The following is a 19,939-nucleotide window of genomic DNA, read 5'->3' as shown; positions in this document are numbered from 1 at the left end:
GACCGTTCTCATGAAAATCGGATTTATCGGACTTGGCAATATGGGCGCACCCATGGCTGCCAACCTTGCAAAAGCGGGCCATAGTGTCACCGGATTTGACATGGCCGATGTGGTCGTTGAAGGCGTCACCATCTCAGCGAGCGCGGCTGAGGCGGCCATGGGGCAGGATATTGTAATCACCATGTTGCCCAATGGCGCGATTTTGCGCGCTGTTGCGGCAGATGTGATCCCAGTGATGGACAAAGGTGCGACCCTAGTGGACTGCTCGACCGTTGATGTGGACAGTGCGCGAGCGGTGGCTGAAGGTGCTGAGGCGACAGGTGTTCACTTCGTTGATGCGCCCGTTTCCGGCGGCGTTGGCGGTGCCATGGCTGGCACGCTCACCTTTATGGCGGGCGGCTCGGAGGCGGCATTTTCTAAAGCAGCCCCACTCTTTGACATTATGGGCCAGAAGGCTGTGCACTGCGGTGAAGCGGGTGCAGGACAGGCAGCCAAGATCTGCAACAACATGATCCTTGGTGTCACTATGATAGCCACCTGCGAAGCCTTTGCGCTGGCCGACAAGCTCGGGCTTGACCGTCAGAAGATGTTTGATGTCGTTAGCACCTCCTCGGGATACTCTTGGACGATGAACGCTTATTGCCCTGCCCCGGGTGTTGGCCCCCAGAGCCCCGCGGACAACGCATACAAACCCGGCTTTGCAGCGGAACTCATGCTTAAAGACCTGCGCCTCTCACAACAGGCGGCAGATTCGGCGGATGCAGACACCCCATTGGGCCAAGCCGCAACTGCGCTCTATGAACAATTTGTAGAACAGGAAGACGGGCGCGGCATGGATTTCTCTGCGATGTTGCCACGATTTGAAAAACGTGGGCGCGGTTAAGATCTGAACCGAGCTTGAAGCAAAGAGGTTACGGTCGCGTTAACAAGCGGCGCGGGGAAACCGGCGCAATCAGCGCTTTGGTTTTCCCGGGCTGCGGGCTAGTGTTTTGAAAAACACCAAAACGAGCAAACACAATGAGCACGCCCAAACATAATGCCGCTATCTGGTATGCCAGTGACGGCTATGACCCTGAGAACAAGGGTATAAACGGGCGGCGTGTGGCCGGGGCTTCTTTTCTCAAGGGCTTCGCCGAACACGCAGCAGTTGATGAGTTTGTCAGCCTTAGCGAAACCCCGCGGGGAGCGAAGGCCTTTGAAGCACAAATGCAGGCTTTCGGGGTATCAAAACCCGTTCGGGGATCTGTATTTTTCAATGCCCGCAAGATCGCCCCCTGTGATGTGCTTTACTACCCCGCACCTAACTTCACCACCGAGCTGTGGCGGCGGCAAAGCCTTGGAAACACAACATATTCCATCTGCGGGATCACTCACACAACGGCCACCTCTGCCGTCATGCAAGGCGCGGTTGATCTGCGTCTGGGGCCGCAGATGCCTTGGGATGCGGTGATTTGTACGTCTCGGGCTGTGTTGGCGAGCCAGGAGGCCCAGCAGGATATGGTGGATGATTACCTGCGAGAGCGGTTTGGCTCTGTCCCGGCGCGGCCGATAATGCCTGTGATTCCGTTGGGGGTGACACCTGAGGATTATGCCCACCAGCCAGCGGCGCGAGAAAAGTTCAGGCAGCGCATGAACTTTACATCAAAAGATATTGTTATATCTACCCTTTCGCGCCTAACACCTTACGGAAAATTTGACCCGTATCCGCTCTTTCTGGCCATAGAAGATGCCAGCGCCAAACTGCCCAAAGGCCTGAAACTGCACTTTATCGCCTGCGGGATTTACTCGGACAAACACTCGCGCGAAATCTTTGAAACGGGTGCGGCAAAGCTCATGCCGAGCGTGAGCTACACGCACCTTGACGGGGCCAGCAAAGAGGCCCGCACCGAGGCCTTGTCTGGTGCCGATATCTTCACTTTTCCTATTGATAATATTCAGGAAACTTTTGGTCTTGCCCCCCTTGAGGCGATGGCCGCCGGCCTGCCCCAGATCACCACCGATTGGGACGGGATGCGCGACACTGTAAGTGAGGATGTGGGTATTCGTGTGCCCACACGCAGCCTGCCCGCAGGGCATGGGGCGATTGATGCTTGGGGCTATCACGCAAAACGGCTCTCCTATGCGCAATATGGCAGCAATATCAGTGCCATGACCGAGGTTGACTTGCCCGCCTTAACCGAAGCGATTGTGACCTTGGCGTCAGATCCTGCGAAGCGGAAAGCGATGGGAAAAGCAGGTCTGAAACGGGTGAACGAGTTCTTCTCATGGAAGGTTATTATCCCGCAATATCAAGAGCTTTGGGGAGAACTATCATCTATTCGAAGCATGGCAGCCGAGACCGCCGACAAGCGCCATTTACACGACAATCCAACCGCACCTTCGCCGATGAAGCTTTTTGCGGGCTATCCCAGCGAGACCCTGCCTCGCGGGATTGCGGCTTGTGTCGCCACGGGGCGCACACCGGATCTGGAAGAGATTTTCACTCTGCGTAAGTATAACAATTTGAAGCAACCCTTTGAAAAAATTGAAACTTTACGACTTGTTCTCGATTCCGTTACGGCAGCGGACAAACGCGGTGTGGTGGCCACCGATGTGGCCAGAATGCTGTCTTTCAACCCGATGACCGTCGAGCGTTGCTATGCCTGGTTGTTGAAATACGGATACATCGCGCGGTTAGGTTAACGCAGCAAAACCCTGCTGATTCCAGAGGGGTGATAAGCGTACACAACCCGTGCACCATGCATGCACCGGCTGACTCAGTTTTTTGGTAACAGAAAATTAGTTAATGCAGCGTACGCTCGTGAAAAGGAGTTCGCTTATTTGCCGCATCATGCCCTCTTCCACAAGAGATGTATTTCCCTTACATATAAGAATAGTGGAATATTAATTTGGAGGTCATCATGACCAAGAATGTTGGCGGCATCGACCGCATCCTTCGCATCGTCATCGGCGCAGCTCTGATTTTGGGGTTCTTCCTCAATTCGGCAAACGGCTACAACTGGCTTTACCTGATCGGGATTATCCCGCTTGCGACCGGCCTCATGGGCTCCTGTGCGCTTTACAAAGTCTTCGGGTTTAACACCTGCCCGATGAAGAAATAACAAAACGGGGCGGCTTCCAAGCCGCCCTTTTTCATTCCGGTTCTTACTCCGCCGCAGCGCGCTTGGGCTTCAGCATATCCTTGAGGTAGTGCCCTGTATGGCTGCGCGGCTCGCCGGCAACATCTTCAGGCGTGCCACATGCCACGATCTCGCCACCGCCGTCACCGCCTTCTGGGCCGATGTCGATGATCCAGTCGGCGGTTTTGACCACGTCGAGGTTGTGCTCGATCACGATCACGGTGTTGCCGCCATCGACCAGCTCTTGCAGCACTTCAAGAAGCTTGCGCACATCTTCAAAGTGCAGGCCGGTTGTGGGTTCATCCAGAATATAAAGCGTGCGGCCCGTGGAGCGTTTGGCGAGCTCTTTGGAGAGCTTGACGCGCTGCGCCTCGCCGCCTGAAAGCGTTGTCGCTTGCTGGCCAACCTTGATGTAGCCAAGGCCCACACGCATGAGCGCATCCATTTTCTCGCGGATGCTTGGCACGGCCTTGAAAAACTCCTGCGCCTCTTCCACGTTCATATCGAGCACATCGGCGATGGATTTGCCCTTGAATTTGACTTCAAGGGTTTCGCGGTTGTAGCGCGCACCTTTACAGGTTTCACACTCCACGTAGACATCGGGCAAGAAGTGCATTTCAATCTTGATGACGCCGTCGCCTTGGCAGGCTTCGCAGCGCCCGCCCTTCACGTTGAAGGAGAAGCGCCCCGGCTTGTAGCCACGGGTCTTGGCCTCAGGGAGGCCTGCAAACCAGTCGCGGATGGGCGTAAATGCGCCCGTATAAGTGGCGGGGTTACTGCGCGGCGTGCGGCCGATGGGGCGCTGATCGATGTCGATAACCTTGTCCAGATTCTCAAGGCCCTTGATGGTTTCGCAAGGTGCAGGCGTCTGGCGTGCACCGTTGAGGCGCATCGAGGCGGTTTTGAACAGGGTTTCGATTGTGAGGGTCGATTTGCCGCCACCAGAGACGCCTGTGACGCAGACAAACTTGGCCAGCGGGAACTCGGCTGTGACGTTCTTGAGGTTGTTGCCCGTGGCTTTGACCACCTTGATTTTCTTACCATTGCCTTTGCGCCGCTTGGCCGGAATGGCGATTTTGCGCGCGCCGGAGAGGTATTGGCCCGTGAGGCTGGCGGGGTCGTTGGTGACATGCTCGGGCGTGCCGTGACTCACCACTTGCCCGCCGTGAACGCCCGCGCCCGGGCCTATATCAAAGACGTAGTCCGCCTCACGGATCGCCTCTTCGTCGTGTTCCACAACGATCACGGTGTTGCCCGCGTCGCGCAGGTTTTTCAGCGTGGTCAGCAGGCGGCCATTGTCGCGCTGGTGCAGACCAATAGATGGCTCGTCGAGCACATAAAGCACGCCTTGCAGGCCCGAGCCGATCTGGGAGGCAAGGCGAATGCGCTGGCTTTCGCCGCCGCTCAGCGTGCCTGAGTTGCGCGACAGCGAGAGATACTCGAGGCCCACGTTGTTGAGAAACCCCAAGCGCTCACCGATTTCCTTGAGGATCGCACGGGCGATTTCGTTTTTCTGGGCTGTCAGGTTTTCAGGGACCGATTGCACCCAGTCGAGCGCTTCTCGGATGGATTTTTGCACCACTTGCCCTGCGTGCTCGCCTGCTATTTTGACGGCGAGCGCCTCTTCGCGCAGCCGGTAGCCGCCGCAAGCACCGCAGGGGCGGTTGTTTTGGTAGCGCTCGAATTCTTCGCGGATCCAGTTGCTGTCGGTCTCGCGGTAGCGGCGCTCCATGTTGGGGATGACGCCTTCAAACACGCGGGAAACCTGATAAACGCGGCCACCTTCATCGTAGCGGAAGGCGATTTCCTCATCACCGGAGCCATAGAGGAAAACCTGCTGCACGTGGGCGGGCAAGTCTTTCCAGCGGGTGTTTTTGTCAAACTCGTAGTGCTTGGCGATGGCCTCGATGGTCTGGAGGAAATAGGGCGACTTGCCTTTGCGCCACGGGGCGAGCGCGCCGTCGTAAATTTTGAGAGTGCTGTCGGGAACGACAAGATTTTCGTCAAAGAAAAGTTCAACCCCGAGGCCGTCACACTCAGGGCAGGCTCCGAAAGGCGCGTTGAAGGAAAACAGCCGTGGCTCGATCTCGGGGATGGTGAAACCGGAGACCGGGCATGCGAACTTTTCGGAGAAGGTGTGGCGCTCGGGGTCGCCTTCGGTGGGCGCGGTTTCCAGAATGGCGATGCCATCGGCAAGGTCGAGCGCGGTGCGCAAGCTGTCAGCGAGGCGGGTTTCCATGCCTTCGCGGATGACGATACGGTCCACAACCACGTCGATGTCATGGCGGAATTTCTTATCCAGCGTGGGTGGTTCGTCGAGTTCGTAAAAGCTGCCATCAACCTTCACTCGCTGGAAGCCCTGCTTGCGCAGCTCGAGGAATTCCTTGCGGTATTCGCCTTTGCGGTCACGGATGATTGGCGCGAGGAGGTAGCCGCGGGTGCCCTCTTCCATGGCCATGATACGATCGACCATATCCTGCACCTGCTGCGCCTCGATGGGCAGGCCTGTGGCGGGCGAGTAAGGCGTGCCGGCGCGGGCGAACAAAAGGCGCAGGTAATCGTAAATCTCGGTGACCGTGCCAACAGTGGAACGAGGGTTTTTGGAAGTGGTTTTTTGCTCGATGGAAATCGCGGGAGAGAGGCCGCTGATGTGGTCGACATCGGGCTTTTCCATCATGTCGAGGAACTGGCGGGCATAGGCCGAAAGGCTTTCGACATAGCGGCGCTGGCCTTCGGCGTAGATTGTATCAAACGCAAGCGAGGATTTGCCCGAGCCAGAGAGGCCCGTGATCACCACCAGCTGGTCGCGCGGGATATCGACATCAATCGACTTGAGGTTGTGCTCGCGCGCGCCGCGCACTTCGATGTATTTGAGTTCGGCCATTCTCGCCCCCGAGGTTTCTCGGGGTAGATGTAGTTAACTTCCAACTAACTTCCAACCGAAAAATGAGAACAATGAGGGAACACGGCGAAAGACGGCCATTGTCTTTACGCGGATTTCTACCCGTTGGATGAAAAACCGGCGCTGCGGCGGCGCGCGGCAAGCAGAAGGTGCGCCCCTGCCCCCGCCAGAAGCATACCCCCGATGAGCACGGGCAGCGCCACATAGCCGAAGCCTGCGAGGGCGGCGACCATGATTGGCGTGCCGAGGGTGTTGCCCAGATTGCCCATCTGCGCCATCGCGCCGTTGGCTTGGGCCTGGCTGGCGGCCTCGGCATTGAGCTGCGGCACGGAGGCAAAGCCCGAGCCCTGAACAAGGCCAAGGCAAAGCGCGAGGGCGATACAGGCCATGGGCGCACCGGGGCTGGCCCAGAGCCAGAGCATGGTGAGAGCTGCGAGGGTGAAGCCGAGAATGGTAACGCTTGTTGCGGGCATAACGCGCAGGAGCAGCACACCGAATGTGAGCGAACTCAGGATGGAGGCCAGTGGCATAGTTGCCATAACCCGGATTCGCGAAGCTTCGTCGATATAGGGCGGAATGACGGTGAGCACGGCGACGAAACAAAAGGTATAGAACAGCCAGCCGAAAGCGGGAGCAGACAGGTATGGTGAGCGGTAGATTTCAGCGTGTTTGGCGAGGATATCAGCAAAGCTTGGCACGGCGGCGGGTGCATTGCGGGCCAGTGGTTTGAGCACGGGGGCGAGGATGAGCGCGAAGAGAGCAAGATAAGCAGCGTGGGCGGCAAAGAGCCCGGGCACACCAAAGCGCACCACCAGTGGCATACCAAAGGCGGCGAGCACAGCAAAGGCAACGCCAAAGAAGGTGCCCCAGAGCGTAAGGGTAAAGCCGCGATGCTGCGGCGCGCTGACCTGCGCGATGAGCGTGGGAAGTGCAACCACAAGCGCGAGATGCGACATGCCTTCAGCCACACGCAACGCGAGAAAAGCCGCAAAGGGTGGCACGAGGGCTTGCAAAGCCGAGATCGCGGCCCCCGCCCAAAGCGCGGCCAGCAAAGTGCGCCGATACCCCAAACGCGAGACAAGCACGCCCGCGACCACTCCAAGGATGATCCCAACTGCGCCGACGAGCGAGACAGCGAGGCCGATGGAGGCCCCTGCCGAGGGGTAAAGACTTGGCAAATAAGAAAAAACCACGCTCACTTTGGCATATTGAGCCGCAGCGCCGAGGCCCGCACCCCAAAGCAGGAAAACAAGGAGGAAATTGGTTTTCATCCCTGCTTATAGGCTGAAGGCGCTTGTGCGCTCAATGTGTCACGTGGCCGAAATTTAATATTCCACTATTGGAATTTGTGTGTAATATGCGGACACACCTAGCCTGTTGTTACGGAGAACCCCATGTTTGCCTTTTTGCGCGCGTTCAAGCGCACAGACCCTGCCATCGTTCTGGAACGGATCGCCACGGGCGAGATGACCTTGATTGATGTGCGCGAAGCGGGCGAGCTTAAGGCAACGGGCTGTGCGGAGGGCGCAATCAACCTGCCTTTGGGGCAGTTGCGCGGTGTGGCAGACCCTGCGGGGAAGACCTGCAACACCGCTCTGAGCGTTGACAAACCTGTTGCGCTTTATTGCGCCACGGGTGCACGCTCGGCCCAAGGGGTTATGACCCTGCGCAAACTTGGCTACTCTGAGGTGCATAACCTTGGCGGATTGGTCCACTGGCAGGCCGCTGGCGGCGCGCTGAAGCGGTAAAATTCCACCGGCTTCCTCTTTCCATAAATATCCCCGGGGGTCTGGGGGGCTAGCCCCCCAGCGGGTCGGCGTCAGCCGAAAACCCTCGATCAGACTTTCTGCGCCAAGGCCCATGAGCAGATCGGAAACGCGGGATCATTGCTGAGATCATCTGTCTCAGGGTCGTATTTGGGCGGCCAGTCAGGCTCTAGGTTGCGCTGTGCCGCGGCGCGGTTGCCCCATTGTTCTGACTGGATATTTGCCTCGGGGAAGCCTGCCTCGATGAGCAGGTTTTTGAGGCCGCGCGCGGACCAGCGGGAGCAATCATTCGGCGCGGCGTGAAACGGCAGGTAAAACGGCACGGCGACCCAGAAATAGCCGCCCTCGCGCAGCATGTCGTGGACATGGCAGAGCGCGGTAAAGGGGCGGTCGAGGTGCTCCCAGACCTGATTGGCGAGGATCAGATCAAATTGACGGACACGGCCCTTCTTGTCAGTGAAGGGGCCGAGGCAGATGTCATGCTCGGGGTATTTGTAGCGCTCGTAGGTTCTAGCGGGCAAGCGTTTGCCCCATTGGCCCGAGATTTCAGCCAGTTCCATCTCTGCCAGAGGCAGGGCTTTCAACCACGCGGCGGAAGATTTGTTCATCACCACGCGGTTGAGAGAGACCATGGAACACGCCCTTAAAAATGTATGGCGCGCCCGTAAGCATCGAGCACGCTTTCGTGCATCATTTCAGAAAGCGTGGGGTGTGGGAAGACGGTTTGCATGAGGTCTTCCTCGGTCGTTTCAAGCTGGCGGCCAACGACATACCCCTGGATCAGCTCGGTGACTTCCGCGCCCACCATATGCGCGCCCAAGAGTTCGCCTGTCTTGGCGTCAAACACCGTTTTGACCATGCCCTCAGGCTCCCCCAGAGCGATGGCCTTACCGTTGCCGATAAAGGGGAAGCGGCCGACTTTGACATCATAACCAAGCTCTTTGGCCTTGGCCTCGGTATAGCCCACGGAAGCGACCTGCGGGTGGCAGTATGTGCAGCCAGCGATACTTTCGGGGCGAACGGCGTGGGGCTTCTGGCCAGCGATCAGCTCGGCCACCATGACACCCTCGTGGGAGGCCTTGTGGGCGAGCCAGGGCGCGCCTGCGATATCGCCGATGGCATAGAGGCCCTCAACACCTGTGCGGCAGTACTCATCGACGGTCACATGGGTGCGGTCGATCTTCACGCCGAGCGCTTCGAGGCCGAGGTTTTCGACATTGCCGACGATGCCGACGGCTGAGATGACAGTGTCAAACTCCTGCGTTTCGACCTTGCCGCCAGCTTCGATATGAGCCGTGACTTTACCTTTGCCGCGGTCGAGCTTTTTGACCATGGCTTTTTCCATGATCTTCATGCCCTGTTTGACGAACTGCTTTTTGGCGAAGGCGCTTATTTCGGCGTCTTCGACGGGTAGAACGCGGTCCATGACTTCAACCACAGTCGTGTCAGCGCCAAGGGTGTTGTAGAAGCTGGCAAACTCGATGCCGATCGCGCCCGAGCCGATGACCAGCAGTTTCTTGGGCATCCGTGGCGGGTTGAGCGCGTGTTTATAGGTCCAGACCAGGTCACCATCGGCCTCAAGGCCCGGCAGCTCGCGCGCGCGCGCACCTGTGGCCATGACGATGTGCTTGGCGGTGAGCTCTTCTGCGCCTTTCTCGGTTTTGACAGAAACCTTACCTTTGGCGGGCAGCGTGGCCTCTCCCATGAAAGTTGTGATCTTGTTTTTCTTCATCAGGTGAGAAATGCCGCCGGAAAGCTGGCTGGCCACACCCCGCGAGCGCTTCACCACGGCGTCAAGATCATAGCTGATCTTGTCGGCACTGAGGCCAAACTCTTTGGCGCGGTGCATAAGGTGAAAAACCTCGGAGGAGCGCAGCAAAGCTTTTGTCGGGATGCACCCCCAGTTGAGACAGATGCCGCCCATATGCTCGCGCTCGACAATCGCGACGTTGAGGCCGAGCTGTGCGCCGCGGATGGCGGCAACGTAGCCGCCCGGGCCTGCGCCGACCACGATCATATCAAAGGATTTGGCTGCCATGTCTGTCTCCGGTTTTGTCACAAGAATCGAGCAGGAAAGCCCCGCTTGAAAATTAGTTTGACGTTAAACCAGTTTTACTCACGGAGCAATCATCACAGCATAGCCCGTGCAAACGTCTTGCAGCTATACCTGTGAGGCGTGAAAAAAGCTCAGGCGGCTTCCAGCGCGCGCACTGTTTCGCCGTAGCCGCCTTTTTCCATATAGGCGATCTCATGGGATGTTGAGCTGCGCCCCAGAGCCTCGTTGCGATAAGGGAAACGGCCAAACTCGCGGATCACTTCGCGATGCGCGCGAGCGTGAAGCAAATTGCCCGCGCCGGTTTGTGGCATGTGATCCATCAACAGGCGGATGCAGCGATCCTGATCCGACAGGCTTTCGGCATGCATGAGCGGAAGGTAGAAAAACTGGCGCGCAGGTTCGTCTATCTTCATGTCCCAGCCTTTGGTGATGGCACATTTGGCGGCGCAGAGCGCCTTTTTATCGGTCTGGAAAGCTTCGCCCTTGCCACGAAACATATTGCGCGGGAACTGGTCGAGAAGAATGACATAGGCCAAAGCGCTGTTTGCACTCATCAACCAGTCGCTCAGCTCGCCGGCTGCGCCACGCTCCCACGTGCTTTGGAAACGCGTGCGGATTGTGCTATCGAGCGCATCGCTGCTGTTATACCAGCCCGCTTGCCCGACGTCCTCCAACCAGAATGCCAAAACCTCGTCCGGTGTCACTTGCGTGCTCATGGGCTCAACTCCTCGCCATTTGGACCCTCGTTACAGTGAACGTTAGCCCCAAAAGGTTCAAATGAAAGTAAAGTTTTGCAACATTTTTAACAGTTTTATGACGCTTCCGTGCTTTCGTCGTCTTCCGACCCCGCTTCGAGCGCATATTCCACGGCCAATGCAGAGGACGACATCGAGACCGGCGCGTAGCTGCTCATGTCATCGCCCGTGGGGGCTGCGCGCTGTGTCATACGGTAGGCGGCATACACAGCGAGAGCCGCAAGCAACGTGGCTATGAGCAAAAAGTAGGCCCCTGCCCCAAATGCGCCCATGAGCCAACCCGTGAGAAGCGGCCCCGAGATAGCCCCCATCCCGTTGATGAACACAAGCCCGCCCGAGACGGCGGCCATATCCTCGACCTCGATAAAGTCGTTGGTGTAGGCCACGAGCAAGGAGTAAAGCGGATTGGACAGCCCGCCGATGACGAAAGCGGCAAGCAGGAGCAGCGGATAATATCCGTTCGAGAGCAGGCCGATCAACGCACCCACGGCGCAAACCGCGGCGACAACCATGATGAGCTGGCGGCGGTCCATCCGGTCAGACAGCCAGCCGAGCGGATATTGGATGAGCGTGGCACCAATGTAAAACATCGACACGAAGAGAGAGATTTGCCCCAAGCTGAGGCCGACTTTCGTGCCGTAAACCGCGCTCATGCCGAACTGGGCGGAGAACACGCCGCCAAGCAGAAACATACCGACACAGCCCAGAGGCGAGATTTCCATAATCTGGCGCAGGGTCTTGGGCTTGGTTGCTTCAAAGGCAGGCGTGGGGCTGACCGAGAGCAGAATGGGTGCGAAGGAGATCGAAACCAGCACCGAAATGATGACAAAGAGCACATAGCCCGCAGGATCGGCCACCAGAAGCAGCGCCTGGGCAATGACGATCCCGACCATCTGCATGATCATGTAAAGCGAGAGCGCCTTGCCACGATTCTGGTTATCGGCGGAGTTGTTGAGCCAGCTTTCGGCGGTAACGTAAACGCCCGAGAAACAGAAGCCGATGATCACGCGCATAAAGGTCCAGGCCCAAGGGTCTGTCCATGTGGCGTAGAGGATGAGAACGGCAGAAATAAACGAGCCGAGAGCGGCAAAGACACGGACATGGCCGACACGACGGATCATCGTCGGGGCCATGCGCGAACCGCCGAGGAAGCCTACGAAATAGGCCGACATGACGATTGACATCTGGAAGGCAGAAAAGCCCTCGATATCACCACGCACACCAAGAAGCGTGCCTTGCAGGCCGTTGCCGACCATCAAGAGCATCATTCCAAGCATCAGTGCCCATGACGAAGAGAGAACCTGTAGCATAAACTATCCTTTTGCCTTCCGGCCTGCGTGGACTTCAAACACACCTCTGTCGGGATTGAAAACGACATTATGCAGATGTTTCGGCCTTATGGCAAAAGAAGCGATGAATCGCCGTAAGAAAAGAAGCGATATTCGTCGCTGAGGGCATGATCGTAGATTTCCATGACACGTTCGTGACCCATGAGGGCCGAAACGAGCATCATCAGCGTGGATTTTGGAAGATGAAAGTTGGTCATGAGGCCGTCGGCCACATTGAACTTGAACCCGGGGTAGATGAAAATATCGGTTTCGCCCTGCCAAGGAGCGATTTGGCCGGTGTCGCGCGCGGCACTCTCGATGAGGCGCAGCGCCGTTGTGCCGACAGGTATGACGCGCCCGCCTGCGGCCTTTGTCGCGGCGATTTCGGCGGCGGCTTGCTCTGTGACTTCGCCCCATTCGGCGTGCATCTTGTGGGTTGTGACATCTTCAACCTTCACGGGCAGGAAGGTGCCTGCGCCGACATGCAGCGTGACATGGGTGAAGGTGATGCCAGCGTCCGCAAGCGTAGCAAGCAGCGCTTTATCAAAGTGCAGCGAGGCTGTGGGCGCAGCGACAGCTCCTGTTTGGCGTGCGAAGATAGTCTGGTAGTCTTCCTTGTCCTGATCATCGGCCGCGCGTTTGGCTGCTATATAGGGGGGAAGCGGCATGGCGCCGGCCTCGTTGAGCGCGGCTTCAAACGCATCGCCCTCAAGGTTGAACTGAAGCTCCGCCTGACCGTCGGCGCGGCTGAGGAGCGTGGCTTTGAGGCCTGCATCAAAAGTTATTTCTTCGCCATCACGGATCTTGCGGAGAGGCTTCACGAGAGCTGTCCAGGTGCCGGCCGCCGTAGGGCTGAGGAGTGTCACTTCCATCTGGGCGCTTGTGGCCCCTGCTTCGCCCGTGCGGTGACGCGCACCAAAGAGACGGGCGGGAATAACCCTGGTGTCGTTGAGGACCAGCCTGTCGCCTGCCTTGAGCCAGCGGCAAAGCTCGAACACCTGCGCATCAACCAGCGGCGCGCCAAGCGCGGCCCCCTCGGCCACCAGAAGGCGCGAGGACGAGCGCGGACGCGCGGGGCGTGTGGCGATGAGAGCTTCGGGCAGCTCGAAATCAAAATCGGAGAGTTTCATGAGGCTCGCTTATCGCTTAATTTCAGGCGGTGGGCGGCGGAATATCTCGCGAAACATCCCCGGCGTAAAGATCGAAAGCGGGTTGACCTGCACTTTCGGGTCAGACGCTGTGCCGCGCAGGGTGTAGTTGAAGCCGACGAGGCCTTCGCCTTTTCGGGTAAAAATCGCGCCGATACCATTGACGAGGAAGAACGGAGAGACCACGCCTTGCATGTCCATCGCACCAGAGGACAGGTTGTAATACCCGTCCATCGAGATACCCATCGAAGTGCCCACAGCGCTGGCTTTGCTGACCACGACGCGGCTGGGTGTAAGCTGGAAGCGCGATTCAACTTCGTTAAAAAGGATGCCCTGCCCACCGAGCTGCTCCAGCAGGCCGATGATGCTTGCGGCATTGAGCAGTGCGGCCATGGCCGGGGCATCCTTGAGGCGCACAGATGTCATTGTGAGCGCGCCATTGTAGCTGCCACGCGCGCTGGCGGGGGCCATTGTCAGATCGAATGTGCCGCCTGAGGCATTTTTCAAAAGACCCGCCGATTTAAGCACCGCCCCGCCATCTTCCGACGTAATCCGGAACGCGCTGCGCCCGCTTTGCGGCACAACGCGCCCTGACACGAGCGCACCGCCGTTCACATTGCCCGAGAAATTGCCCTCAAAGCCCTTTGCCGTGCTGAACTCGCCGCGAAAACTGCGCAGGGAGATGCCAGAGGAAATGACCAGTTCGTCAAGCCGCGCATAGATTGGCCCGCCACCCTGCCCGCCAGACGATCCGCCTGCGCCAAGGGTGGTTTGGCTGAGATCAAGTTTGCCACCGCCGATGTCGAGACGCGGGGAACGGCCCTGCCCGAGGCTGACAATTTCTAGCGGCACGCTGAGCCAGTTGCCGATGGTGACCCGATCGAAGCTGGCGTTCTGGAACTGGCCTTGCGAGAGCGTCACGGTGCCGTTGGCATTGAGCCCCGAGGCCGACAGGCTCACGCCCTCTATTTTCATGTCATTGCCGAGACGGCCTGTGACGCTGAGCTTGCCTGTGTTGCCCGCGCCGTGGCTCCAGCCGATCTGCGGAATGGCGAGACCGAGACCTGCAAGATCGGAGGTGAGGCTGAAGCTTGGCCCCTGCCCTTTGGCCAGTGTGAGGGCAATGTCGGCATTTGTGCGCCCCGAAACTGTGCCTGTCGGCAAGCCAAGGCGAAATTCACGCACGAATTCGGGTGAAAGCTCGACCGTGCCCTGAACGGTTGCGGGCGCGGCATCTTTGCCAAGCGGCGCGCGGAAGCTGCCCGACACGGGAATGGTATCCAGCCGCCCTGCCCCCGAAATCACAAGGGCTTCGGGTGTTACGCTTGCCTCAAGGGCCGGGCTGGCCAGCACACGGCCCGGCACGATAACGCTGCTGCGCACATCACTCAACTTGGCACTTATGTCATAGGAGAGCGCTTCCGGTGGTGGATTTTTCTGCATGGTCCAGCCGATTGTGCCCTCGACCACAGCGCGCCCGTCGGCCAGAGAAGCAGGCAGGTTTGTGCCACGCAGCGCGTTGATCGGCTCCTGGCTGACCACACTTAAAAGAGCTGTGATCTGGCCTGCGGCCTTCAGATTGACCCGTGCTTTGGCGGGGGCAGGTAGCGTGCGCGGGATGATAAACTCGGTGCCGGCCACGTTGAGCCGCCCGCCCTCGGGCGCGACGATTGTGCCGCTCGTGGCGCGTGCCGCAAAGCGTTTGCGCAGAATGCTGGCGTGACCTGCGAGGCCTTCGATCGGCGGCAGGGTTTTGAGAAAGCGCAGTTTCACGCGCTCGTAACCAAAGGAAATCAGCGGTTCGGGTTTTACATCGGGGCCGGCACGCAAGGCAAACTGGGCCTCGTTGATATGGCCTTCCAGTACATTTTCCGACACCCATTGGCGGGTTTTGGGGCTGGTTTGTTCAGGCCAGAGCGCCAGTACTTTGGAGAGTTCAAGCGCCTTTGCAGCGGCTTGTATCTGATAGCTCCAACCTTTGGGCAGGGCTTCAAAGCTGCCTTCTATGTGAAGGTTGGTCTCTCCATCGCGCAGGCCAAGCTGGCCCAGCTCGACGCGGAAGGGCTGAAGGCTGAGGCGCAGGTCAACAAAACCGCCATCAAAGCTGACAGGCTCGGGCAATATTTCTGTCGGGTTGGCGGAAATGGCCCCAAGGCGCAACTGGCCCACAAAAGCCTCGGGCCAGCCGCCCTCTTCCATTACCAGGCCAAGCTGGCCGTCCGCGCGCAAACTGACCCACTCGCTTTTGAGATCAATCTCGTCAAACTGGACGATCCGGCGTTTTGGATCATAGGTGAGATAGGTGCGCGCAGACGTGAAAGGCACTGGCGTCGCGGCATCATTGGGTTGAAGCACGCCCTTGGCGATTTGCAGCGTGGCGCTGAGCGGACCCAGCTCGCCTTTGTCGTCCACCGAGAGGCGCAAAGCACCTGAAATGGGCGCGCGCAGGGCCTCAAGCCAGGAGAGCGCAGCCGATTGTGTGGCCAGATCGCGGGCGGGGAAATCGGTAAGATTGAGATTGACGAAGGCCAGTGGCGCGGCAGCGCGGCGCTCGAAACCAAGCTCAACACCCGCCGCCGTAGCGCGGCCTGTGAGCAGCGCAAAATCTGCGCGCGCGCTCAGATCACCGTCTTCATGCAAAAGCTCGACACGCCCGCCATCGACTGTCCAGGTACGCTCGGCGCGCTCGTCTTCATAACGCACCGTCACATCACTGACATCAACGCGGTGGAACTTTGAAAACGCATCGCGCGCCAGCCAGCCATCAAGCAGGGCCATAATTTCGGTAAAACCCTTACCCTGTTCCTCGCCTCCCGAAGGGGTCAGCTCTTCGCCGAAGCTGAGCCAGAGCGCACCCTCGGTATCGCGACGCACACCAAGGCGTGTTCCTGCAACGCGCAGATCGGTCAGGTGCAACGCACCGCTGGTGAGCGGATGCATGGCAAGGCCGACAGACAGGCTTTCAAGAGATACGATACGCGCCCCTGCACCATCAAAAAGCTCAGCATCACTGAGCAGAACACGCGGCGCCCAGCCATCTTCGATGACCACGGATGTTTCGCCGAGACGGGCAGAATACGGCGCAAGATTGCGGTTGATCTGCTCAAGGATGCGGGCTTCGGCCCATGCGGGCACGACAAGCGGTTCGCTGCGCAGAGCCAGCAGACCAATGAAGCCCGCCACAAGCATAACCACCAGAAGCGCAAGGCTGAGCACGCCAACGGCCGCACGCTTGCGCAGGCTTCTGCGCTTTTTAGGCGCGGCTGGCTCTGGCGCGATTTTCTGGCTTTCGGGCTCTGTGGTCATTGTCCGCTTTCGGGCCGGCCCTTCAGCGGCTGGCAATTTCTTTCATCGGGTGCGCGCATGTGAGCGTATAGCAAACAGGCAAGCGGCAGAGCGCTGGCCTTGCACGTGCGTTCACGCGATAATATGAAACCCCACGAGACGGTAGAGGTAAAGCATTCATGACCCAAGATACGCCATTTTTCGCCCCTGATTTCAACTTGCCCGGAGACACCGGCGAAACCGTGCGCCTGAGCGCCTTGAAGGGCAGCCCCGTTGTACTGTTTTTCTACCCTCGCGATAACACGTCCGGCTGCACGACCGAAGCCAAGGGCTTTTCTGCAGATCTGGCGGCCTTTGAAGCCGCAGGTGCGAAGGTATTCGGCATCTCAAAGGACAGCCTCGAAAGCCACGCCAAGTTCCGCACCAAGCAGGACTTGAGTGTGCCGCTTTTGTCAGACGAGCATGGCAGCGCTTGTGAGGATTACGGCGTTTGGAAAGAAAAGAAGATGTATGGCAAGGTCTTTATGGGCATCGAGCGCTCGACCTTTCTGGTTGATGCCAACGGTCAGGTTGTGCGCGCGTGGCGCAAAGTGAAAGTGCCGGGCCATGTTGACGAGGTGCTTGAGGCCGTGAAGGCGCTTTCGGATGAGTGAAACACTGGCAGGGATGGCTGTTGAGATTCTCAACACGGCGGACGGGCGCAAAAAAACCGCGCTGGCCCGCCGCCATGCGGCCACATGGTTTGCGGCGCGCGAGGCGGGCACGCCCCTTGAGATCGGCACAGCCTCCCCGCCGATGCACCCTGCGCGCCCCGAAAAGCCCGAATTGCTCAGCCCCCGTGATGTGCCACGGCGCAGGCCCGGAAGCGAGCAAGGGCGTGCCGCCCTTTTGCATGCGGTCGCGCATATCGAGCTGAACGCAGTGGATTTGCACTGGGATCTTATCGCGCGGTTTTCGCATGTGCCGTTTCCCCTTGGTTTTTATGACGACTGGGTCAAAGCGGGTGACGAAGAAGCCAAACATTTCAATCTTGTAAGTGACTGCCTTGAAGCGATGGGCAGCCATTATGGTGCTTTGCCGGCCCATGCGGGTATGTGGCGCGCGGCCGAGGACACGGCGGACGACCTCATGGGGCGTCTGGCTGTTGTGCCTATGGTGCTTGAGGCGCGCGGGCTCGATGTAACGCCGGGAATGATCGAGATTTTCCGCAAGGCGAAGGCCGATGATGTGGTGCAAGCGCTTGAAGTGATTTATGCGGAGGAAGTGGGCCATGTCGCCTATGGCTCGAAGTGGTTTCACTATCTTTGCGGACGGCACGAGATTGATCCGAAACCCGAATTCCACCGCCTTGTGAAACACTATTTCCACAGCAGCCTGAAACCACCCTTCAACGAGGAAAAACGTGCCGAGGCCGGACTTCCACCGGACTTTTACTGGCCCCTTGCGGAAGAAACCCAGGCGAAAGTGCGCTGAAGCCCTTAAGACATCTGGCGGGCGGTCGGCAAAATTTCGCCGCAATTACCATGTTACCAAGGTGATACGTAACAAAGGGGGGCAAAAAACTTGCGCCACTGTTAACAGGACGCTAATCACCTCTGAGGTGGCTGTTGGGGGATGCGCCGTCTGGTAGCGGCAGCGTTCACTCAATGCTCTTGCCGCCCATTGATTGAAACGGCCGAGGAACTTATCGTTGCGCACACAGCTTGCAATCCGTATCGACTCGTTTTTGGAACGCTATTTTCCGGAACGTCGCGTCTTTCTGAGATCAGATAAAGACACCCGCTTCATCCGTTTGCGCCCTTTCGTACAGCTGTTTGCCTTTCTGGGTGCCGCTGCGGTTGTTGCCTGGTCGATCATTGCAACAGCGATCCTTTTGATGGACAGCATTGGCGCGGGCAACTTTCGCGAGCAAGCCAAGCGTGACCAGCAGACCTATCAGGCGCGGCTGAACTTTATCTCCGAGCAACGCGATGTGCGCGCTGAAGAGGCGCTGGCTGCGCAAGAGCGTTTCAACTCGGCTTTGCAGCAGATTTCGCGGATGCAATCGGAGCTTCTGGCCTCGGAAACCCGCCGCCGCGAGATGGAAACCGGTATCGAGATTATCCAGACCACTCTCCGCTCGGCGATGAACGAACGTGACGCGGCACGCGCACAGCTCACGGCAATTACCACTGCAACCGAAAACGGCGGCACAGTGCAACTGGCCGGTATGAACTCGAGCAACAGCAACGCTTTGGGGCTGATCACTCAGGCGCTGGCCGAAACGGCCGCCGAACGAGACAAGGTTGTCGCCGATGCACAATATGCGCTGGATCAGGCGATTGTGCTGGAAGAGCGTATTGCGCTGATGAAAGACCAGAACGACCAGATTTTCCGGCAGCTTGAAGAGGCGATGACCGTTTCTGTGAAGCCGCTCGACCGTATGTTCCGCGCGGCTGGCATGAGCACAGACTCGTTACTCAAACAGGTGCGTCGCGGCTATTCCGGCCAAGGCGGCGCACTCACGCCTTTGTCGTTTTCGACCCGCGGAGAAGAGCCCTCCTCAGCAGAGCGCCGCGCCAACCGTATTATCAGCGAGCTTGACCGCTTGAACATGTACCGCCTTGCCGCCGCCAAAGCGCCCTTTGCAAACCCTGTCAAAGCGGGCTACCGCTTCACCTCGCCCTTTGGCTACCGCCGCGACCCGAAAACAGGCGGACGCCGCCTGCACAAAGGCGTGGACTTTGCCGGCCCTGTGGGGACACCGCTTTATGCTACGGCTGATGGCGTTGTCACACATGCGGGCTGGAGCTCGGGCTATGGCCGTCTTGTGAAGATCCAGCACGAGTTCGGCATCGAGACACGCTACGCCCACCAGAACCAAATTCGCGTGAAAGTTGGACAAAGGGTCTCGCGCGGGCAACGAATTGGTGATATGGGAGCCTCTGGACGTGTGACCGGCCCTCACTTGCACTATGAAGTTCGTGTTGGCGGGCAAGCCGTGAACCCAATGATCTATATCAAGGCAGCTAACGATGTTTTCTAAAAGCAAAATCAATGAACCTGGCCCCAAAGCCGACAGCACAACCCCTGCTTCGAGCGCTGACAAGGGTGCACCCGCTGCCCCACACAAGCCAGCCATGCCCGGCGGCAGCGAGTTCAAGGCCTCGGCTCCTAAAGCCAAGCCGCCTGCCTCTGTATTGTCATCCGACCTCCATGTGACAGGCAACCTGCGCACAACGGGCGACATTCAGGTTGAAGGCACGATTGAAGGCGACATCCGCGCGCATTTGCTCACAGTCGGCGAAGGCGCAACGGTTAAAGGCGAGGTGATTGCAGATGATGTGGTTGTGAACGGTCGTATCGTAGGCCGTGTGCGCGGTCTGAAGGTGCGCCTCACGTCAACAGCGCGCGTTGAAGGCGATATCATCCACAAAACCATCGCCATCGAAAGCGGTGCGCATTTTGAAGGTTCTGTGCAGCGCCAGGATGATCCGCTCAACTCTGGCGCCAAAGGCGGCCCCGCCCAAGCGTCACCGGCAGCCCCTAAAGACGCGTCCTAAGCGCTCTTTTATATCTCTGGTTTATCATGAGCATCGCA

Annotated in this window: 16 protein-coding genes; 8 read left to right on the top strand and 8 right to left on the bottom strand. The window is 58.6% G+C overall.

The window, feature by feature from the left end:
• Window positions 1-10 precede the first annotated feature (10 nt).
• The 3 genes from mmsB to OE750_RS02335 all read left to right on the top strand — a co-directional run bounded on the left by mmsB (window position 11) and on the right by OE750_RS02335 (window position 3,101).
• Window positions 11-883, top strand: a complete 873-nt coding sequence (gene mmsB / locus OE750_RS02345; protein ID WP_263760941.1) for a 3-hydroxyisobutyrate dehydrogenase — start codon at window positions 11-13, stop codon at window positions 881-883.
• Between the two features lie 134 nt (window positions 884-1,017).
• Complete coding sequence (locus OE750_RS02340; protein WP_263760939.1) at window positions 1,018-2,682, top strand: glycosyltransferase family 4 protein; 1,665 nt, start codon at window positions 1,018-1,020, stop codon at window positions 2,680-2,682.
• A 215-nt stretch (window positions 2,683-2,897) separates the two neighbouring features.
• Window positions 2,898-3,101, top strand: a complete 204-nt coding sequence (locus OE750_RS02335) for a DUF2892 domain-containing protein (protein WP_263761204.1) — start codon at window positions 2,898-2,900, stop codon at window positions 3,099-3,101.
• Between the two features lie 43 nt (window positions 3,102-3,144).
• On the opposite strand, the gene uvrA is transcribed toward OE750_RS02335, so the two are convergent.
• Both uvrA and OE750_RS02325 read right to left on the bottom strand, forming a co-directional pair.
• Complete coding sequence (gene uvrA, locus OE750_RS02330; protein ID WP_263760937.1) at window positions 3,145-6,003, bottom strand: excinuclease ABC subunit UvrA; 2,859 nt, start codon at window positions 6,001-6,003, stop codon at window positions 3,145-3,147.
• Window positions 6,004-6,119: 116 nt separating this feature from the next.
• On the bottom strand, window positions 6,120-7,292 hold the full coding sequence (locus tag OE750_RS02325) for an MFS transporter (RefSeq protein ID WP_263760935.1): 1,173 nt from the start codon (window positions 7,290-7,292) through the stop codon (window positions 6,120-6,122).
• 123 nt (window positions 7,293-7,415) lie between these two features.
• On the opposite strand from OE750_RS02325, the gene OE750_RS02320 reads away from it, so the two are divergent.
• Window positions 7,416-7,769, top strand: coding sequence for a rhodanese-like domain-containing protein (locus OE750_RS02320; protein WP_263760933.1), 354 nt, complete (start codon window positions 7,416-7,418; stop codon window positions 7,767-7,769).
• An 89-nt stretch (window positions 7,770-7,858) separates the two neighbouring features.
• On the opposite strand, the gene OE750_RS02315 is transcribed toward OE750_RS02320, so the two are convergent.
• The 6 genes from OE750_RS02315 to OE750_RS02290 all read right to left on the bottom strand — a co-directional run bounded on the left by OE750_RS02315 (window position 7,859) and on the right by OE750_RS02290 (window position 16,380).
• Window positions 7,859-8,419, bottom strand: coding sequence for a class I SAM-dependent methyltransferase (locus OE750_RS02315; protein ID WP_263760931.1), 561 nt, complete (start codon window positions 8,417-8,419; stop codon window positions 7,859-7,861).
• Window positions 8,420-8,430: 11 nt separating this feature from the next.
• Window positions 8,431-9,825 carry a dihydrolipoyl dehydrogenase gene (lpdA, locus tag OE750_RS02310; protein ID WP_263760930.1) on the bottom strand — a complete coding sequence of 465 codons (1,395 nt, stop codon included), beginning with the start codon at window positions 9,823-9,825 and terminating at the stop codon, window positions 8,431-8,433.
• A gap of 149 nt (window positions 9,826-9,974) precedes the next feature.
• Window positions 9,975-10,559 (bottom strand): DUF924 family protein, encoded by a 585-nt coding sequence (locus tag OE750_RS02305; protein WP_263760928.1) that lies wholly within the window; start codon window positions 10,557-10,559, stop codon window positions 9,975-9,977.
• A 95-nt stretch (window positions 10,560-10,654) separates the two neighbouring features.
• On the bottom strand, window positions 10,655-11,908 hold the full coding sequence (locus OE750_RS02300) for an MFS transporter (RefSeq protein ID WP_263760925.1): 1,254 nt from the start codon (window positions 11,906-11,908) through the stop codon (window positions 10,655-10,657).
• Window positions 11,909-11,994: 86 nt separating this feature from the next.
• Window positions 11,995-13,056, bottom strand: coding sequence for a tRNA preQ1(34) S-adenosylmethionine ribosyltransferase-isomerase QueA (gene queA, locus OE750_RS02295; protein WP_263760923.1), 1,062 nt, complete (start codon window positions 13,054-13,056; stop codon window positions 11,995-11,997).
• Window positions 13,057-13,065: 9 nt separating this feature from the next.
• The gene (locus OE750_RS02290; RefSeq protein ID WP_263760920.1) at window positions 13,066-16,380 is read right to left on the bottom strand and encodes an AsmA-like C-terminal region-containing protein; all 3,315 of its coding nucleotides are present in this window, start codon (window positions 16,378-16,380) and stop codon (window positions 13,066-13,068) included.
• Between the two features lie 158 nt (window positions 16,381-16,538).
• On the opposite strand from OE750_RS02290, the gene OE750_RS02285 reads away from it, so the two are divergent.
• From OE750_RS02285 to OE750_RS02270, 4 genes are all read left to right on the top strand, one after another.
• The gene (locus OE750_RS02285; protein WP_263760918.1) at window positions 16,539-17,012 is read left to right on the top strand and encodes a peroxiredoxin; all 474 of its coding nucleotides are present in this window, start codon (window positions 16,539-16,541) and stop codon (window positions 17,010-17,012) included.
• Window positions 17,005-17,832 (top strand): ferritin-like domain-containing protein, encoded by an 828-nt coding sequence (locus tag OE750_RS02280; RefSeq protein WP_263760916.1) that lies wholly within the window; start codon window positions 17,005-17,007, stop codon window positions 17,830-17,832. Before OE750_RS02285 ends, OE750_RS02280 begins: the two co-directional genes overlap by 8 nt.
• 217 nt (window positions 17,833-18,049) lie before the next feature.
• Window positions 18,050-19,384, top strand: coding sequence for a M23 family metallopeptidase (locus OE750_RS02275; RefSeq protein ID WP_263760914.1), 1,335 nt, complete (start codon window positions 18,050-18,052; stop codon window positions 19,382-19,384).
• Entirely contained in the window at window positions 19,374-19,901 is a 528-nt protein-coding gene (locus tag OE750_RS02270) for a bactofilin family protein (RefSeq protein ID WP_263760912.1), read from the top strand. The genes OE750_RS02275 and OE750_RS02270 overlap by 11 nt, the downstream gene beginning before the upstream one ends.
• The last annotated feature ends 38 nt before the right edge of the window (window positions 19,902-19,939 follow it).

It is taken from the genome of Lentibacter sp. XHP0401, assembly GCF_025751535.1.
Taxonomy (GTDB): domain Bacteria; phylum Pseudomonadota; class Alphaproteobacteria; order Rhodobacterales; family Rhodobacteraceae; genus Lentibacter.
The sequence above is the reverse complement of the archived record's forward strand: the minus strand, read 5'-3'. Positions and strand labels throughout refer to the sequence as shown.